At 55.1% G+C, this 15,839-nt stretch carries 14 protein-coding genes; 5 read left to right on the top strand and 9 right to left on the bottom strand.

Annotation, left to right across the window (positions count from 1 at the left end; genetic code table 11):
* Positions 1-3 precede the first annotated feature (3 nt).
* The 5 genes from CX511_RS21920 to alaC all read left to right on the top strand — a co-directional run bounded on the left by CX511_RS21920 (position 4) and on the right by alaC (position 4,542).
* Positions 4-633, top strand: a complete 630-nt coding sequence (locus CX511_RS21920; protein ID WP_045188204.1) for a cytochrome o ubiquinol oxidase subunit III — start codon at positions 4-6, stop codon at positions 631-633.
* Positions 634-966 carry a cytochrome o ubiquinol oxidase subunit IV gene (cyoD, locus tag CX511_RS21915; RefSeq protein ID WP_045188206.1) on the top strand — a complete coding sequence of 111 codons (333 nt, stop codon included), beginning with the start codon at positions 634-636 and terminating at the stop codon, positions 964-966.
* Between the two features lie 11 nt (positions 967-977).
* The gene (gene cyoE / locus CX511_RS21910) at positions 978-1,865 is read left to right on the top strand and encodes a heme o synthase (RefSeq protein ID WP_045188208.1); all 888 of its coding nucleotides are present in this window, start codon (positions 978-980) and stop codon (positions 1,863-1,865) included.
* A 152-nt stretch (positions 1,866-2,017) separates the two neighbouring features.
* A complete protein-coding gene (locus tag CX511_RS21905) occupies positions 2,018-3,151 on the top strand; it encodes a hypothetical protein (protein ID WP_101292470.1) in 1,134 nt (377 codons plus the stop codon).
* A gap of 176 nt (positions 3,152-3,327) precedes the next feature.
* Positions 3,328-4,542, top strand: coding sequence for an alanine transaminase (alaC, locus tag CX511_RS21900; RefSeq protein WP_045188219.1), 1,215 nt, complete (start codon positions 3,328-3,330; stop codon positions 4,540-4,542).
* A gap of 104 nt (positions 4,543-4,646) precedes the next feature.
* Here the strand turns inward: alaC and CX511_RS21895 are convergent, their stop codons facing one another.
* The 9 genes from CX511_RS21895 to CX511_RS21855 form a co-directional block, all read right to left on the bottom strand.
* Positions 4,647-5,621, bottom strand: coding sequence for a hypothetical protein (locus CX511_RS21895; RefSeq protein WP_101292472.1), 975 nt, complete (start codon positions 5,619-5,621; stop codon positions 4,647-4,649).
* Positions 5,622-5,626: 5 nt separating this feature from the next.
* Positions 5,627-6,556 (bottom strand): hypothetical protein, encoded by a 930-nt coding sequence (locus tag CX511_RS21890; RefSeq protein WP_231353345.1) that lies wholly within the window; start codon positions 6,554-6,556, stop codon positions 5,627-5,629.
* Positions 6,557-6,563: 7 nt separating this feature from the next.
* Positions 6,564-7,487, bottom strand: coding sequence for a hypothetical protein (locus CX511_RS21885; RefSeq protein ID WP_231353335.1), 924 nt, complete (start codon positions 7,485-7,487; stop codon positions 6,564-6,566).
* A 7-nt stretch (positions 7,488-7,494) separates the two neighbouring features.
* A complete protein-coding gene (locus tag CX511_RS21880) occupies positions 7,495-8,415 on the bottom strand; it encodes a hypothetical protein (RefSeq protein ID WP_101291821.1) in 921 nt (306 codons plus the stop codon).
* A 7-nt stretch (positions 8,416-8,422) separates the two neighbouring features.
* Positions 8,423-9,256, bottom strand: coding sequence for a hypothetical protein (locus tag CX511_RS21875; RefSeq protein WP_231353333.1), 834 nt, complete (start codon positions 9,254-9,256; stop codon positions 8,423-8,425).
* Positions 9,257-9,344: 88 nt separating this feature from the next.
* Positions 9,345-10,271, bottom strand: coding sequence for a hypothetical protein (locus CX511_RS21870; protein ID WP_101291819.1), 927 nt, complete (start codon positions 10,269-10,271; stop codon positions 9,345-9,347).
* On the bottom strand, positions 10,262-12,955 hold the full coding sequence (locus CX511_RS21865) for a toxin VasX (RefSeq protein WP_101291818.1): 2,694 nt from the start codon (positions 12,953-12,955) through the stop codon (positions 10,262-10,264). Before CX511_RS21865 ends, CX511_RS21870 begins: the two co-directional genes overlap by 10 nt.
* Positions 12,952-13,518, bottom strand: coding sequence for a DUF4123 domain-containing protein (locus CX511_RS21860; protein WP_101291817.1), 567 nt, complete (start codon positions 13,516-13,518; stop codon positions 12,952-12,954). The genes CX511_RS21865 and CX511_RS21860 overlap by 4 nt, the downstream gene beginning before the upstream one ends.
* Positions 13,515-15,554 (bottom strand): type VI secretion system Vgr family protein, encoded by a 2,040-nt coding sequence (locus CX511_RS21855; RefSeq protein WP_220639092.1) that lies wholly within the window; start codon positions 15,552-15,554, stop codon positions 13,515-13,517. Before CX511_RS21855 ends, CX511_RS21860 begins: the two co-directional genes overlap by 4 nt.
* Positions 15,555-15,839: the final 285 nt, after the last annotated feature.

The raw sequence follows: 15,839 nt of genomic DNA, 5'->3' as shown, positions 1-15,839 counted from the left end.
TCAATGTCCAGTCATGTAATCAATGCAGACACTCATGCTCATGGTCACGACCATGGGCATGACGATCACCACCACGACTCGGGCCAGATGACCGTCTTCGGTTTCTGGCTGTACCTGATGACCGACTGCATCCTGTTTGCGTCGCTCTTCGCCACCTACGCGGTGCTGTCCGGCAGTTTTGCCGGCGGCCCGTCGGGTCACGACATTTTCCAGCTGGACTTTGTCGCGGTTGAAACCGCACTGCTGCTGTTCTCGAGTATCACCTTCGGCTTCGCCATGTTGCAGATGTTCAAGGGCAACAAGGGCGGCGTGCTGGGTTGGTTGGCTGTCACCTTCCTGTTCGGTGCCGGCTTTATCGCGATGGAAATCTATGAGTTCCATCACCTGATCGCCGAGGGCTTTGGCCCGCAGCGCAGTGGTTTCCTGTCGGCGTTCTTCGCGCTGGTCGGTACCCACGGTCTGCACGTGACTGCAGGTCTGATCTGGATGGCGGTCATGATGTACCAGATCAACAAGCACGGTATCACCGGTACCGCCAAGACCCGCATGAGCTGCCTGAGCCTGTTCTGGCACTTCCTGGACGTGGTCTGGATCTGCGTGTTCACCGTCGTGTATCTGCTGGGGGTTCTGTAAATGGCTAACGCACATAACAGCCACGCCGAGGGCAACCACGGTAGCGTCAAGTCGTATGTGATCGGCTTCATCCTGTCGGTGATCCTGACCGCGATTCCGTTCGGCCTGGTGATGTTCCCGAGCATGCCGAAGGACATCACCATCATGGTGGTGGTGGCCCTGGCGGTCATCCAGGTAGTGGTACACCTGGTGTATTTCCTGCACATGGACCGTTCCGCCGAGCAGCGCTCCAACGTGTCGACCTTCCTGTTTACAGCGATGGTCATTGCACTGTTGGTCGGCCTGTCGCTGTGGATCATGTTCAGCATCCACACCAGCATGATGGCGAAGTGAGGTAAGACGGCATGTCCATTAAGCACTTTATCCAAATCACCAAACCGGGGATCATTTTCGGTAACGTGCTTTCTGTGGCAGGCGGTTTCTTCCTTGCCGCGCAAGGGCATGTCGACTTCATGCTGTTCCTGGCCACGGTGATTGGCACTTCGCTGGTGGTGGCGTCCGGTTGCGTGTTCAACAACTGCATCGACCGTGACATCGACATCAAGATGGAGCGCACCAAGAACCGTGCAATGGTTCAGGGCCAGATCTCGCTGAAAGTCGCCTTGGCCTACGCCACCCTGCTCGGGGTGGCCGGCCTTGGTCTGCTGTATGTGCAGGCCAATGCCCTGGCGGCGTTGTTCGGCTTGATCGGTTTCATCATCTACGTGGGTTTCTACAGCCTGTACCTGAAGCGTAAATCGGTGCACGGCACCCTGGTTGGCAGCCTGTCCGGTGCCATGCCTCCGGTGATCGGCTACTGCGCCGTGAGCAACAGCTTCGACCTGGCTGCCTTGACCCTGCTGGTGATGTTCAGCCTCTGGCAGATGCCGCATTCCTATGCCATTGCGATCTTCCGCTTCAATGACTACCTGGCGGCCTCGATTCCGGTATTGCCGGTCAAGCGTGGCATCCTGGTGGCCAAGAAGCACATCCTCTGGTACATCGTGGCGTTCCTGGTCGCGACCCTGATGTTGACCCTGGGTGGTTACGCAGGCATGAGTTACATGGCCGTGGCCGCGGCCATGGGCATGTACTGGCTGTACATGGCCTGGACCGGCTACAAGGCTGTCGATGATCGGTTGTGGGCACGCAAGCTGTTCGTGTTCTCGATCTTCACCATCACTGCCTTGAGCGTGATGATGTCGCTGGACACCAAAGTGCCGACTGAGCTGTTGCTGACCTACGCACATTGAGTGTGATGAGTTGAACAAAAACGCCCCGGGCCGCAAGGTCCGGGGCGTTTTTGTTTGTGTCGTGGGCACCGGGGCAGGGCAGGCTTGCCCTCTGCTGCCGCACAGACTCTGTGAATAGAGTGCGTCAATGCTCATCCACGGAGGAAAATTACATGAGTGTACTGACCGTTTATTTCTGCGGAACCGGTTCGCATCGTTTCGATGACACCAACCCGAACTTCTGGAATGGCGAGCTGGTTTCGACCCTGGCCGCCAATGATCAGGGTAAGCAATACGCCAATTGGATTGCCGTTGATGGGCCTGGCAGTGGCAACCTGCAAGCCGATGAACTGTTCGTCGAGCCCGGTGGCTATTACAACTGGAACCAGACCTTGTTCGGCAAAGGCTGGGAAGAGAATGTTCAGCATGCGTTGCAGATCATCAAAGGCCACAGTGCCTGGCAGCGCAAGCAGCTGAGCGAAGACGAGTATCAGCGTCTGAAAGCTGCTGGTGTGCCTATTCCAAGCTCGACGGCAACGGCCTCCTGGTTCTGGCGTACTTACAACTACGGTGACCGTAAGGTGACTCCGCAGATGCTCCAGGAGCAGATCATCAAACAGTTTCGCAAGGATGGCATCATTCCCACCCAGATCAACCTGGTGGGGTGGAGCCGGGGTGGCGTCAGTTGCCATATGCTGGCCAATGCCTTGCTTGCGGACAGCGAGTTGAAAAAGCTTCCTGTAAACATTTTTGCCATCGACCCCGTCCCAGGGATCGGCAACTTTGACAGCCACCGCGTGCAGTTGGGCGAAAACGTGAAGCAATATGTGGGCTTCTTCTCCCGTGATGAGCGCTCCAAGGGCTTTTCCTGTGTGATCCCGAAAACCCATGCCAGCACACGTTGCCATGTTTATCCGATGCCCGGTCGCCATGCGACGCTGGTGGGTAATGCTTCGGCGGATGGTGCGGCGAGTGGCAAAATGCTCGCTGAACCAGGTTTGATTGTCCGGCATCTTGCTGAAGTGTGCCTGACCCGCTGGGGAGTGAAGTTGGACAAAATGCTCAAACTCAGTGAGCAAGACTTGAAGACGTTCCATGCAGCGCTGAATCGGGACGATGGTAAGTACCAGGCAATGCGCAAGCATTCCTACACGCTGCTGACCGAGTCCAAGCAGGATGAGCGCCTGGTCAGCCTCGGCGACAAAGGGGTTGCGTTCTCCAGTGTCAAAGGCGCGACCTTTCAACCCGGCAGCGCCCTGGCGGCGCCTGTTGGATGGGATGCGTCGGCATACAAAGAGATACGCTGACCCGCATCGGAGAATGCCAAGCGTTGTTGGGCCTGCGCTGACAGTGGCGTAGGCCCACATTTGTTTTCCTTCGCCGACTGGACAGCCATACCGCCCAGGCTCTATTGTTGGCACCGGCCACCGCAGTGGCCAACGTCGCTCGGACGGTTCCGGGCGCTTACGTCTTCGAGGAAACCATGGCTGACCAAGGTTCGCCGCGCCGCTTTGCGCGCATAGATCGTCTCCCACCTTACGTCTTCAATATCACCGCCGAACTCAAGATGGCTGCACGCCGTCGTGGCGAGGACATCATCGACCTGAGCATGGGCAACCCCGACGGGGCAACGCCACCGCACATCGTCGAAAAACTGGTGCAGGTCGCCCAGCGTGAAGACACTCATGGCTACTCGACATCCCGTGGCATTCCTCGCCTGCGCCGGGCGATTTCGCGGTGGTACAAAGACCGCTACGAGGTCGAGATCGACCCGGAAAGCGAAGCCATCGTTACCATTGGTTCCAAGGAAGGCCTGGCTCACCTGATGCTTGCCACCCTGGATCATGGCGACACCGTGTTGGTACCCAACCCCAGCTATCCGATTCATATCTACGGTGCCGTGATTGCCGGTGCCCAGGTGCGTTCGGTGCCGCTGGTGCCGGGTGTGGACTTCTTCAACGAGCTTGAGCGGGCGATCCGCGAGTCGATCCCCAAGCCGAAGATGATGATTCTTGGCTTCCCCTCGAACCCGACGGCGCAGTGCGTCGAGCTGGATTTCTTCGAGCGTGTTGTGGCACTGGCCAAGCAGTACGATGTGTTGGTCATCCACGATTTGGCCTACGCCGACATCGTTTACGACGGTTGGAAGGCGCCTTCGATCATGCAGGTGCCAGGTGCCAAAGACATCGCGGTGGAGTTCTTCACCCTGTCCAAGAGTTACAACATGGCTGGCTGGCGTATCGGTTTTATGGTCGGCAACCCAGAGCTGGTCAGCGCCCTGGCGCGGATCAAGAGCTATCACGACTACGGCACCTTCACCCCGCTGCAAGTAGCCGCTATTGCTGCCTTGGAAGGCGATCAGCAATGTGTGCGCGATATCGCCGAGCAATACCGACAGCGCCGCAACGTGCTGGTCAAAGGCTTGCACGAGCTGGGCTGGATGGTCGAGAACCCCAAGGCGTCGATGTACGTCTGGGCGAAAATACCCGAAGAATACGCGCACCTGGGTTCGCTGGAGTTCGCCAAGAAGCTGCTGGCCGAGGCCAAGGTCTGTGTATCGCCGGGGATCGGTTTCGGCGACTACGGTGACGACCATGTGCGTTTTGCCCTGATCGAGAACCAGGACCGCATCCGCCAGGCCGTGCGCGGTATCCGCCAGATGTTCCGGGCTGATGGGGTAGGTAAGGCGCAGAAGTAAGGCAACCCTTCGCGGAACAAGCCCGCTCCAACACTCAGTGGGGGTGGGCTTGGCTGCAGTAATATGGCTTTACGTGTGCGTTGAAGGCTTCAAGAAACGGCGTTTCACTTGCGCTGGCGATTGGGTGGAGTGTTAAAAACCCGTTTTGATCCAGCGGAATATCGAGATCCGGTGACAGCCTCCAGCTGGCCACCGTTACGCACAAAATCACTCACCTCTTTTACCCGGCGACTGCGTAGCCAGGTAATCCATCGAGCAAGCTCGGTGTGCCCCTGCAGCTTAATCATCTGCATGAAACGCACCTGCCAGCGCTTACAGGCGATTCCGCAAAGTCCAGTGCGTCGCTGCAAATCGACAATGCTCTCGCCATTGATCAGCCCTTGGGCAAAGCCCAGCCAGTGTTCTGGATAGCCCAATCGGCACAGCAACGTGCCTTTAATTAAGCTCACCGTGGTCCAGCAGCCAGGACAGCGGAAGTTAGGGCGTCGCTGATCAATTCGCTGCATATCAGGCGAGCCACACTTCGGGCAGACGGCCTGCCGAGTGGTCAGCAAGTGCTCTAACTTACCCATGAACGCCTGGGCTTGAGCGGCAATATGCGCGGGTGGTTCCAGGTTGGTGCGATCTTGTCGCGCAGACCACCAGTGATACAGCGCCGGAAACTCTTTGGCCATCACCGCCCGGCAAGGCTTGATCCAGCGTGTTGTGGTACTGGGGGAAATAGCCATCGCTTTGGCAGTGGCGAGCATAGGCCAACCCGCTAACAAGTAATGGCCATAGAGCGACCATAAGTGCATCAGGCCATAGTTCGAGAACGGGTGCTTCGTTAGGCAGTTGAAGCCTTTATTGCACGCTATGCAGCGGTAGAAGGGCAGGCGCAGGTTTGGCCGGGTATCCAGCCGGAAGTGTGGATGACCGCACTCCGGGCACTTGGCTGGTGAGCTATTGGGAAGCTCATGCAGATAATGGATGAAGGCATCCGCTAGGCTGTGCAGCTCGACGGGCAGGCATCGGTGATAGTCAGGTGGAGCCTGAACTTCGGATATCGGATTTGAGTTTTCCCTATCACTGTTTTGCATTCAGCTTATGCTCCTTTCTCACATTCCAGATCAACAAGACGCGTGGTGGGGCCATTGGCTTTCAAACGCTCAGTAACAAGGCTCGGCCAAAGGTTACGGGTGCGGCTTTTTGCGATGCTGTAAGTGAGTTCCTTTATTTTTGCCAAGGGGTAAAAGATAGGCTCTATTATCAACTTTAAAAAATCATTGCCACTTAAGTAGTTTCTGCCGCCTGCGTGCTGTTTCGCCTGCTTTATTTTCGCCAGGGTGTTTTTAAAGCTGTCGCTCATTTTGAATCGTACGGCCAGCTGGCTTTTTACGAACGCATCCGAATCGCTATGATTGCCGTGTTCATCGAAATAAGGGCCGTTGTTCATATAGGAGCGGATGTATTCCCAAAATCCTTTTTGCAGCGCCAGTGACTTTCCGAAGGGCGCCCCAAGGCTGATCATCAACGCTGTTTCCGGTTCTTCGAATTTCCACACCCTGATTTCCAGTGATGCGTTTTGAATGCTTCCGATTTGAGCTCCAACTATCTGAAACTCATTGGCTATGGCGACAATACCATCCCACGGAGAGTGGAATAATTCGCCGTTGTGATCGAAGTACACTTCGCGGGTTCGTCGGTTGAACAGGATGGGGAGAGGTAGGGGTCGTAGGGTTTCCCATAGGAATGGCACCAGAAAAAAACAAAGACCGAGAGTAAGCATGATGGGGTCGAAAATACCTTGCATCGCCAGTATTAAGGTAAGTCCCAGCGATGCGCATCCACCTATGCCGCCTAATACTCCTGTCAGGAGTCCTCGATAAAAGTCACCGCCTGCTAGCAAAGCCAGATAATGCTCCGTGTGCTCGTCAACGATAAACAACTCCATCGGCTGTTCTCCCGTCGATTTGTGCGCCTCAAGTATTACCGTGGGTGAGGGGCTGTATTGGGATTGTTCTGGCGAGCTCATACACATTTCATTCAAGATCAACAAGGCGCGTGGTGGGGCCATTGGCTTTCAAACGCTCAGTAACAACGCTTGGCCAAAGATTACGTGAACGGCGTTTTGCAATGCTGTAGGTGAATTCCTGGATTCGATCCTGGGGATAAAACATAGCTCCCAATATTAGTTTTATAACGTCATGACCGCTCAAGTAGTTCTTGCCGCCCATCTCTCGTTTTGCCTGCTTTATTTCTTCTCTTGTCTCTTTAAAACTGTCGCTCATTTTGGGGCGAATGGCCAGTTGACTTTTTACAAAAGTATCGGACTCACTGTGATTGCCGTGCTCGTCGAAATAAGGGCCGTTGTTCATATAGGAACGGATGTATTCCCAAAAGCCTTTTTGCAACGCCAGTGATTTTCCGAACGGCGCCCCAAGGCTGATCATCAGCGCTGTTTCCGGTTCTTCGAATTTCCACACCCTGATTTCCAGTGATGCGTTTTGAATGCTTCCGATTTGAGCTCCAACTATCTGAAACTCATTGGCTATGGCAACAATACCGTCCCACGGAGCATGGAATAATTCGCCGTCGTGGTCGAAGTACACTTCGCGGGTGCGGCGGTTGAACAGAATGGAGAGAGGAAGGGGGCGTAAGGTTTCCCATAGAAAAGGTATTACGCACATAGGTGTGCACATAGCGAGCATTATATTTAGCTCTTTAAGATCACCACTTTGCAAAAAACTTAACAGCCCCAACCCTATCCCTCCTATCCCCCCTATTCCTGTCAATATGCCTGTCAGCAATCCTCGATTGGATTCATCGCCTGCTTGTATAGTCAAGTAATGCTCGGTGTGCTCGTCGACGATAAACAACTCGATTGGCTTTTCTCCCGTCGATTTGTCCGCCTCAAGTATTACCGTGGGTGAGGGACGGTATTGGGATTGTTCTGGCGTGCTCATATTCATTTCATTCAAGATCAACAAGGCGCGTGGTGGGGCCATTGGCTTTCAAACGCTCAGTCACAAGGCTCGGCCAGCGGTTGCGGGAGCGGCGTTTTGCAATGCTGTAAGTGAGTTCCTGGATTCGATCCTGAGGATACAAAATAGGCTCAACTAGCAGCTTTATAACATGATGGCCACTCAAGTAATTTTTGCCGCCTGCCTCTTGTTTCGCCTGCTTTATTTGTTTGCATGTCCTTCTAAAGCTGTCGCTCATTTTGGGGCGTACAGCTAGTTGACTTTTCACAAAGGCATCGGACTCACTGTGATTGCCGTGCTCGTCGAAATAAGGGCCGTTATTCATGTAGGCACGGATGTATTCCCAAAAGCCTTTTTGCATCGCCATTGACTTTCCAAAGGGCGCGCCGAGGCTGATCATTAAAGCCGTATCCGGCTGTTTGAACTTCCGCACTCGAACTTCAAGCGAAGCACTTTGCATGGCACCGATCTGGGGGCCCACCAGCTGGAACTCATTGGCCACCGCGGAAATTCCATCCCAAGGGGAGTGGAATAGTTCGCCATTGTGATCGAAATACACTTCACGGGTGCGGCGGTTGAAAAGAATGGGGAGAGGTAGGGGGCGTAGGATTTCCCATAGGAATGGCACCAGTAATAAAGGTATGCCTATAGAAAACGTCATATAGGTGATGTCGAACTTTCCTTGTAATGCCCCTATAAGGCCAAGCCCGATCATTGCGCAGCCACCCATTCCACCTAACACGCCTGTCAGTAATCCTCGATCAAAGTCACCGCCTGCTTGTAAAGCCAAATAATGCTCGGTGTGCTCATCGACGATAAACAACTCCATCGGCTGTTCCCCCGTCGATTTGTTCGCCTCAAGTATTACCGTGGGTGAGGGGCTGTATTGGGATTGTTCTGACGTGCTCATATCCAATTCATTCAAGATCAACAAGGCGCGTGGTGGGGCCATTGGATTTCAAGCGCTCAGTAACAACGCTTGGCCAGAGATTACGGGAACGGCGCTTTGCAATGTTGTAGGTGAATTCCTTGATCCGATCAAGGGGGTAAAGCATTGGTTCGAGTATCAGCTTTGCAACATCACTAGCGCCTAAATAGTTCCTTCCGCCTGCCTCTTTTTTCGCCTGTTTTATCTGCGCCAGTGTGTGTTTGAAGCTATCGCTCATTTTGAATCTTACGGCCAACTGGCTTTTTACGAACGAATCAGATTCGCTATGATTTCCATGTTCGTCGAAGTAAGGGCCGTTGTTCATGTAGGCACGGATGTACTCCCAGAAGCTTTTTTGCATCGCCAGTGACTTCCCAAAGGGTGCGCCGAGGCTAATCATCAAGGCCTTTTCCGGTTGTTTAAATTTACACACTCGAATTTCAAGCGAAGCGCTTTGCATACTACCGATTTGGGCGCCAGCGAGCTGAAACTCATTGGCCACGGCGGAAATACTGTCCCACGGGGTGTGGAATAGTTCGCCGTCATGATCGAAATATACTTCGCGGGTGCGGCGATTGAACAGGATAGGGAGGGGTAATGGACGTAAGGTTTCCCATAGGAATGGCACTAGAAATAAACAAATACCGAGAGTAAGCATGATGGGGTCGAAAATACCTTGCATAGCCAGCATTAGAGTAAGACCCACCGATGCACATCCACCGGCTCCCCCTAATACTCCTGTTAACAGCCCTCGATCAGAATCTCCGCCTGCTAGCAAAGTTAAATAATGCTCCGTGTGCTCATCGACGATAAACAACTCCATCGGCTGTTCCCCCGTCGATTTGTCCGCCTCAAGTATTACAGTAGGTGAGGAGCTGTATTGGGATTGTTCTGGCGAGTTAATACCCACTTCATTCAATATCAACAAGGCGTGTGGTAGGGCCATTGGATTTCAAGCGCTCAGTAACAACGCTTGGCCAGAGATTGCGGGAGCGGCGCTTTGCAATGTTGTAGGTGAGATCCTGGATTCTGGCCCAAGGGTAAAACATAGGTTCGAGTATCAGCATTGCAACATCACTACCGCTTAAGTAGTTTCTACCTCCGGCTTCCTTTTTCGCCTGTTTTATTTGTGCTAGGGTATTTTTAAAGCTGTCGCTCATTTTGAATCGTACGGCCAGTTGGCTTTTTATGAATACATCCGATTCACTGTGGTTACCGTGTTCGTCGAAGTAAGGACCGTTATTCATATAGGAGCGGAGGTATTCCCAAAAGCCTTTTTGCAACGCGAGTGATTTTCCGAAGGGCGCCCCCAGACTGATCATCAGAGCTGTCTCAGGCTCTTCAAATTTGGACACCCTGATTTCCAGTGAAGCGTTCCGAATGCTACCGATTTGGGGGCCAATCAGCTGGAACTCGTTGGCAACAGCAGTAATACTGTCCCAAGGGGTGTGGAATAGCTCGCCATCGTGGTCGAAGTACACTTCACGAGTGCGGCGGTTAAATAGAATGGGGAGGGGAAGGGGGCGTAGGGTTTCCCATAGGAATGGTGCCAAAAACATCGGAAGGCAAATTCCAAGCATGATGTACAACCCTGTTGGTTCAGCAGTTTGCAATAGGCTGTAGACGCCTACACCCAAACCTCCGATAAAAACCCATCCAGCAAGCCCAGAAAGCGACCCTCGATTAGACTCCCCACCCGCTTGCAATGACAAATAGTTTTCGGTGTGCTCATCGACGATAAACAACTCCATCGGCTGTTCCCCCGTCGGTTTGTCCGCCGCAAGTATTACTGTGGACGTTGGGCTATTTCGTGGTTGTTCTGGCGCATTCATATCCATGCTCGCTCCGTGATTTTCACCGCAGGCAGCGTTAGCCCTTCGTGTGGGGAATAAATTAATTCGCCCTCTATACGCCGCAAGTCTCTAACACCGTCCTCATGGTAAACGCGGCGATAACGGGTTATGCCGGCTGGCACAGGAATGCGGGTACCGCTATGCTGAGCAAAGTCTTTACCTGTCCACTCGACCTTTCTGATTTGATCGGCGTAATACCCGAGGGTGTCGCCCCAAACTTCTTGGCCGGTGAAATGAAGCATGGCGTCGGTAAGCAAAATATTTTCCCCTGGCAAGTTCAGCATCAGATACGTAGAGGTAACTTGCCCTTGATAAGGGTGCATTTCTGTCAGCCGGTAAGCGTCAAAGCTGATGGGGAACAGAATGGGGTATAGATTGTCCATAGAAAGGATGTAGCTGCTAGACCATGTGTTGTCCGGGCGGATACCAAAGCGGCAATTTTTCACCCATTTTTCAAGCGCCGAGTCTGCTGTGTAAAGACGTGCAAGGACCCCACCTACAATTACCACTGTGAGTCCCAGTAGTTTGGCGCCAAGGTGTGGTACTACGTTGAGTCCTCTGGCAATCGTCGCTGCATCCCCGGCTATCACCGCGGCTCGTGCGGCCCGCAATGCGCGGAATGCATGGAGCTGAATCTTGATGCTGGCCAGAGAAGCGCCAACCACTACCAAGTTCGCGGTCATGGTGTCAAAGTCGCCCGTTTTGTAGGCCTCAAAGGCATCAACCCCATAAAGCACGACGTCAAACGCCAGAAGGATACCTTGCGCCAAAGCAGTATTGGCGGTGACCCCCATAGTCTTGGCCAAAAGTAGCCGAGAAGTAGTTGAGGTGCTACCGCTCTGCCGGACAACTGAAGCCCAATTTACCTCTGCCACTCGCTGAATTACGCCTGCACCTGCAGCACCGACACCAATTAGGGCCGCTGCTACCCCGAGTCCTCCTTTAACTGATTGATTACCGGCAAACTGCCCCGCCGTCCAAACAAAATTCACCCCAGCCACCAACGTCACAATCGACTTGACCGGTGCCTTACTCAATGCACTTTTCAAATCAAACACACTGCCCAGATCAGCGCCCGCGGCGAGGTTGACCGGCAGTGGTGGCAGTTTGGTACTCGCCGGTACCAGGTGCATAAACGGAATGCTTTCGCTCACCGCACTGGCTAAGGGGGCGACGTTGAGTCTGGCGGGCAGTGTGTTGCGGGTGCCTATCAGGTCGCTGTACCACTCGCCCAGTTGCCGCGGTGTAACGCCCAAGGTCTGAATGCGCTGATCACTGCGGGCCAACGCGGCGGCCATGTAAATGCGTCCGGCAGTGCTGGCGGCATTTTCCGCTTGGTGCAAGTGCAGCCCGGCAGCAGGCGCGAGGGATAGAAACAAGGTTTCCATGCTGGAGGCCGGAGCAAGTTGAGCGAGCTTTTCAGCCGTCTTGTTCAGCGCCTCTGCATAACCAACGGCTTTCGTCAGTTGAGTGATGCCCTCTTTGATTGAGGCTCCATTGTCGTGAGCCGCATCACTCAGATCGATCAGGTATTTTATTTCACCAATGCCAAGCCTCTTGGTTAACCCAAGCAATGCCCAGAGCAACCAGGGTTTGCCTTGCGCATTACCTTCAAGGCTCAAGGTTATGGCTTTGGCGCCTGTACTGGTACTGGCCGGGCCCAGGCAGGCAGCAGCGAAGTGCAATTCCAATGCCTCGCGACTGGCTGGCAGCGTGATGTCGAAGTGGCCGCAGGCGGTGTCCATACTGGACGGGCCATTCACTTGCACGGTGTTGAACCAGTCGACCCAGAGCTGCGCCAGTCGGCGCATGTCGACGGTATAGTTGTATTCTTGGGTGTTCTGGTCGTCCCAGACGCGGTTCAACTCCTCATAGCGGGTGATCAAGCGCAACTGCGATTTCAATTGCTCATCACTGTCCATCAACGACTTTAAAACACCTGCAATGGCCCACTCTTCGGCGTGATGTTCCTTATAGTTGTCAAATCCTGCCTTGCGCGCGCGCATTAGTGCGGCGAGATCGAGCAGCACACCCCATGCGTCATCGATTAGTGCGTAAGTCTGCTGTTCGCAACGTGTCATTTGCCGGAGCATGTTCGGCCAGGCGGGTGCGTGTTCCGTTGCAGGCTCACTGCTCCAGCCGTAGCGCGTGGCATCGCTGTATTCGCCAATATGCGTTTTGATCGCGCCAATTTGGCCACTGAGCGGCGCCACTCCCGGCACAAACGTACGCATGATGCGCTGACGCACAGCAGGGTCGTGTTTGGCGGCCTGGTACTGCGGCTCACTCCAACGAACCGGTGACCACACCAAACCGGCCGACGCGCCCGCTCTGAGCAGTAGGTGGGGTTGCGTCCGGGTATCAACTACCCGTCCTGCCCGTGAGGTTTGGGTGAGTTGAGCTGATTCGACCTGGTACTCCACCAACTTGGGGGGTGTGCTCTCCCAAACGTAGAGCCAACCATCACGCAGCAAGCGTGAGGTGTAGTTCAGGTCTTGCTCGCTCAGGTCAGGATGACGCGGGCCAAGCTCGGGAAACTGACCGTTTAGAGGCGGCAACTCATAGGCACTGACATCGACAGCTGCCGTGGGCCCCAAGGCATAGCGCAGCGGCAACACCGCAGCGAAAAGCGGGCACGTCCCGTATGGCGCTTGAATAGATTGACTCATGAAGGTTGTTCCGTGTTGGCCGGCAGGCTGAGCGCGTGCATGAGCGCGTTGGGCAAGGTGATTTGTGCCGCTAGACCTTTATCTGCCGGAGCAACATCACGCTCAGGCGCTTCGTTCGTCCAGGCGCACACCGAGGCGCCGTTGTGTCTCAGCCAGACGCTATCCACGCCAAACCAGAAGCCAGCAGGCCATTGGGCACCGGCCAAGTGGGCGCGATTGAGTACGGGGCCATCAGCCAGGCGTAACCAATATTCGCCTTGCTGCTCATCAAAAATGCGTAAGCGCCGTTGCAGGATTGGCAGTAATTGGTGGGCGCTTTTAACAGTGGCCAGCCATACACCGTGCTGCAAATCGCCGCCGCCCCACCACGCGCTATAGGCGGCACTGCCGAATGAGGCATCGAGTAAAAATGGTCCGGCCCCGGCAATGGGTTCGTATGGGGTTCCCTTGAACAGGGGGCGGGGATTGTCTGAACCGTAGTGTTGGTTCAGCCAATCAAAGGCATCGTCATACTGGGCACCGTCAAGCAGGAGGAGTCCCTTGGTCGGGGGCATGGACGTCATGCGTGTAGCTCCTCGGTGTCCAGCTGTTGTTGGGCGGCATCACACACCGGACAAATGCCAGAGCTGGCCTCACGGAAAACCGCGTTTTGTTTGAGCAGGGCTTCCATGGGGACGGCGCTGACGCTGGTTGTCAGCGCGGCCACAGGCATCGCCGACACCGCAGGCATCGCCGCTGCTGGTACGCCGCCGATGACTATCGGTACGCTGCTGAAAATTCCCCCAGGACCGATCACGATGTGCTGGTCACCGCCTTTCAAGGTGATGCTGGCGCCGGCATCGAGGATCACCTGGGCCCCTGCTTTGAGGTGCAGTTGCTGACCGGCTTCAATCGCCAGCGTTTGTCCGATGCGGGTATGGCTGCTGTCGGCAATGTGCAAATAGTCGTTGGCTTTGAGCTCAACTTTTCGGTCAGCGCTCACCGTGCGCTGGTCTTCAGCTTCCAGTACCGCAATGCTGTTGCCCTTGATGGTTTCCCGGCGCTCGTTACCGACTTCCAGGCGGCTGTCATTCTCGACCTTTTGCTCCAGGTCGCGCTGGGCACGCAGGTAGATCAACTCCTGGCCTTTGCGGTCCTCAATCGACAGTTCGTTGTAGCCACCGTTGTCAGGCGAGCTGCGGCTGCGCAGCACGGTCTTGGTTTTGTTCGCGGGCAACGGGTAGGGCTGCGGTGTGAGCCTGTTGGGTACGCAACCGGTAATCAACGGCTGGTCGGGATCACCTTCCAGGTAGGTGACCAGCACTTCCATGCCGATGCGCGGGAGGGTCACCGCGCCAAAACCCTGTCCAGCCCAGCTGGACGCTACCCGTAGCCAGCAACTGCTCTTGTCGCTGTTCAGTTCGGTACGGTCCCAGTGGAACTCGACTTTGACCCGCCCGTATTCATCGCAGAAGATTTCTTCCCCGGCCGGCCCGGTAACCCGGGCGGTCTGGCTGACCAGTACGGCGTTGCGGGTGACCAGCGGTGGCCGGTAGAACACGTTCCAGGGAATAGCGCTGAAGCTGTTGCGATAGCCTTGGCTGAAGCCGTCTTCGGGTTGGCTGTCGCTGCTGACTGACTCCTCAAGCACCTGCGGCTGTTTACCTTCATGGGTGACGCTAAGCAAGAGCCACAAGTCGTTGCTGTCTTTACGCGGGTGCTCGGTCAGGTCGAAGAAGTGGCCGCTGCGCAGAAATGGTTGGTCACTTTGACCTTCGGCCAACTGGTAGTCACAGCGGTGCCGCTCCAGGGCCTGGCGGGAGCGTTGTCTGCCAAGGCTCTCGGTGTCCATCGACAACGGGTAGCGGTAGTCCTCAAGCTCCGGGCTGAACTCGGCGGTGAACTGGCTCTCCAGCAGCAGGCTTGGCCGCTGGAAGTCATAGCCGCAGCGCGTGACCGTGCTGGTGCGGGTGCTGAAGCGCCGGGAGAACTGGCTGATGACCGGGTGATCGGCCACCAGACCACCGCCTTGCTGATACGGCGTTGCGCCGAGCTTGGGGAAAAACGTCTGGTCGTCGGTGAAGACCAGTAAGTGGCCATCCGGGCTGTGTTGGTGATGCCAGGCAATCCCGTCTTCACTGCACAGCCGCCGGATCAGCTCGTAGTCGCTTTCAAAATATTGAGTGCAGTATTCACGTTCAGGGCTGGTGCGGACATGAAAGACAAAAGCATCGGCCTGAATGCCATGGCCCTTGAGCACCTGGGCAACGATCTGCGGCACCGTCAGTTGCTGGAAAATCCGCTGGTTGTAGCTGAATTGCAAGTAGTGCAGCGCGGGCACCAAGGTCAGCTGATAGCGGGTCAGGCGCCTGCCGGATTCGCCAACCAGAACATCTTCGATATGCCCGTGAACCCCTTCACCCTGCAAGCCAAAGCGCAGGAACGCCGGCTGACCGAGCAGGCTTTCCAGATCGAAATCAGGGTACTCGCTGACCAGCTCGACGCTGATCGCATACAAGCAACTAATGGCTTCAGTACCGCTGAAAGCCAGCACTTTGAAGTCGTTGCGAACCGTGGGGATCTGTAGCTCGAAAAGCGCAGCATTGGCCGGTGCGAACATACACTTATCCTTAAGCTGAAAGGGAAAGCAAAAGGCGATGCGCAAGCCATTGCCTGAGCAAGCTCAATTTTTCGAGCACGCTAACAAGGCGACATGGGAATTGATGCAGGATGCGTCCTAAGCATCTGTGCGAATTTTCTTTACTTCAGGATTTTGAGCGACCAACACGCGGAATCAACCGCCTGTCAGAGACGCGATATTTCTGCAGGTGCCCCCTTCTCAAAGCGCTGGCGAAGCATAGAATGGCGGCGGGTTTTCTCCCAATAACGATAAACTTACCCCCCC

This window comes from Pseudomonas sp. S06B 330 (assembly GCF_002845275.2).
Lineage (GTDB): Bacteria > Pseudomonadota > Gammaproteobacteria > Pseudomonadales > Pseudomonadaceae > Aquipseudomonas.
The sequence above is the reverse complement of the archived record's forward strand: the minus strand, read 5'-3'. Positions and strand labels throughout refer to the sequence as shown.

Coding starts and splice junctions, on each gene's coding strand:
- CX511_RS21920 (WP_045188204.1), top strand. CDS start 4: ATGTCCAGTCATGTAATCAATGCAGACACTCATGCTCATGGTCACGAC.
- cyoD (WP_045188206.1), top strand. CDS start 634: ATGGCTAACGCACATAACAGCCACGCCGAGGGCAACCACGGTAGCGTC.
- cyoE (WP_045188208.1), top strand. CDS start 978: ATGTCCATTAAGCACTTTATCCAAATCACCAAACCGGGGATCATTTTC.
- CX511_RS21905 (WP_101292470.1), top strand. CDS start 2,018: ATGAGTGTACTGACCGTTTATTTCTGCGGAACCGGTTCGCATCGTTTC.
- alaC (WP_045188219.1), top strand. CDS start 3,328: ATGGCTGACCAAGGTTCGCCGCGCCGCTTTGCGCGCATAGATCGTCTC.
- CX511_RS21895 (WP_101292472.1), bottom strand. CDS start 5,621: ATGCAAAACAGTGATAGGGAAAACTCAAATCCGATATCCGAAGTTCAG.
- CX511_RS21890 (WP_231353345.1), bottom strand. CDS start 6,556: ATGAGCTCGCCAGAACAATCCCAATACAGCCCCTCACCCACGGTAATA.
- CX511_RS21885 (WP_231353335.1), bottom strand. CDS start 7,487: ATGAGCACGCCAGAACAATCCCAATACCGTCCCTCACCCACGGTAATA.
- CX511_RS21880 (WP_101291821.1), bottom strand. CDS start 8,415: ATGAGCACGTCAGAACAATCCCAATACAGCCCCTCACCCACGGTAATA.
- CX511_RS21875 (WP_231353333.1), bottom strand. CDS start 9,256: ATGGAGTTGTTTATCGTCGATGAGCACACGGAGCATTATTTAACTTTG.
- CX511_RS21870 (WP_101291819.1), bottom strand. CDS start 10,271: ATGGATATGAATGCGCCAGAACAACCACGAAATAGCCCAACGTCCACA.
- CX511_RS21865 (WP_101291818.1), bottom strand. CDS start 12,955: ATGAGTCAATCTATTCAAGCGCCATACGGGACGTGCCCGCTTTTCGCT.
- CX511_RS21860 (WP_101291817.1), bottom strand. CDS start 13,518: ATGACGTCCATGCCCCCGACCAAGGGACTCCTCCTGCTTGACGGTGCC.
- CX511_RS21855 (WP_220639092.1), bottom strand. CDS start 15,554: ATGTTCGCACCGGCCAATGCTGCGCTTTTCGAGCTACAGATCCCCACG.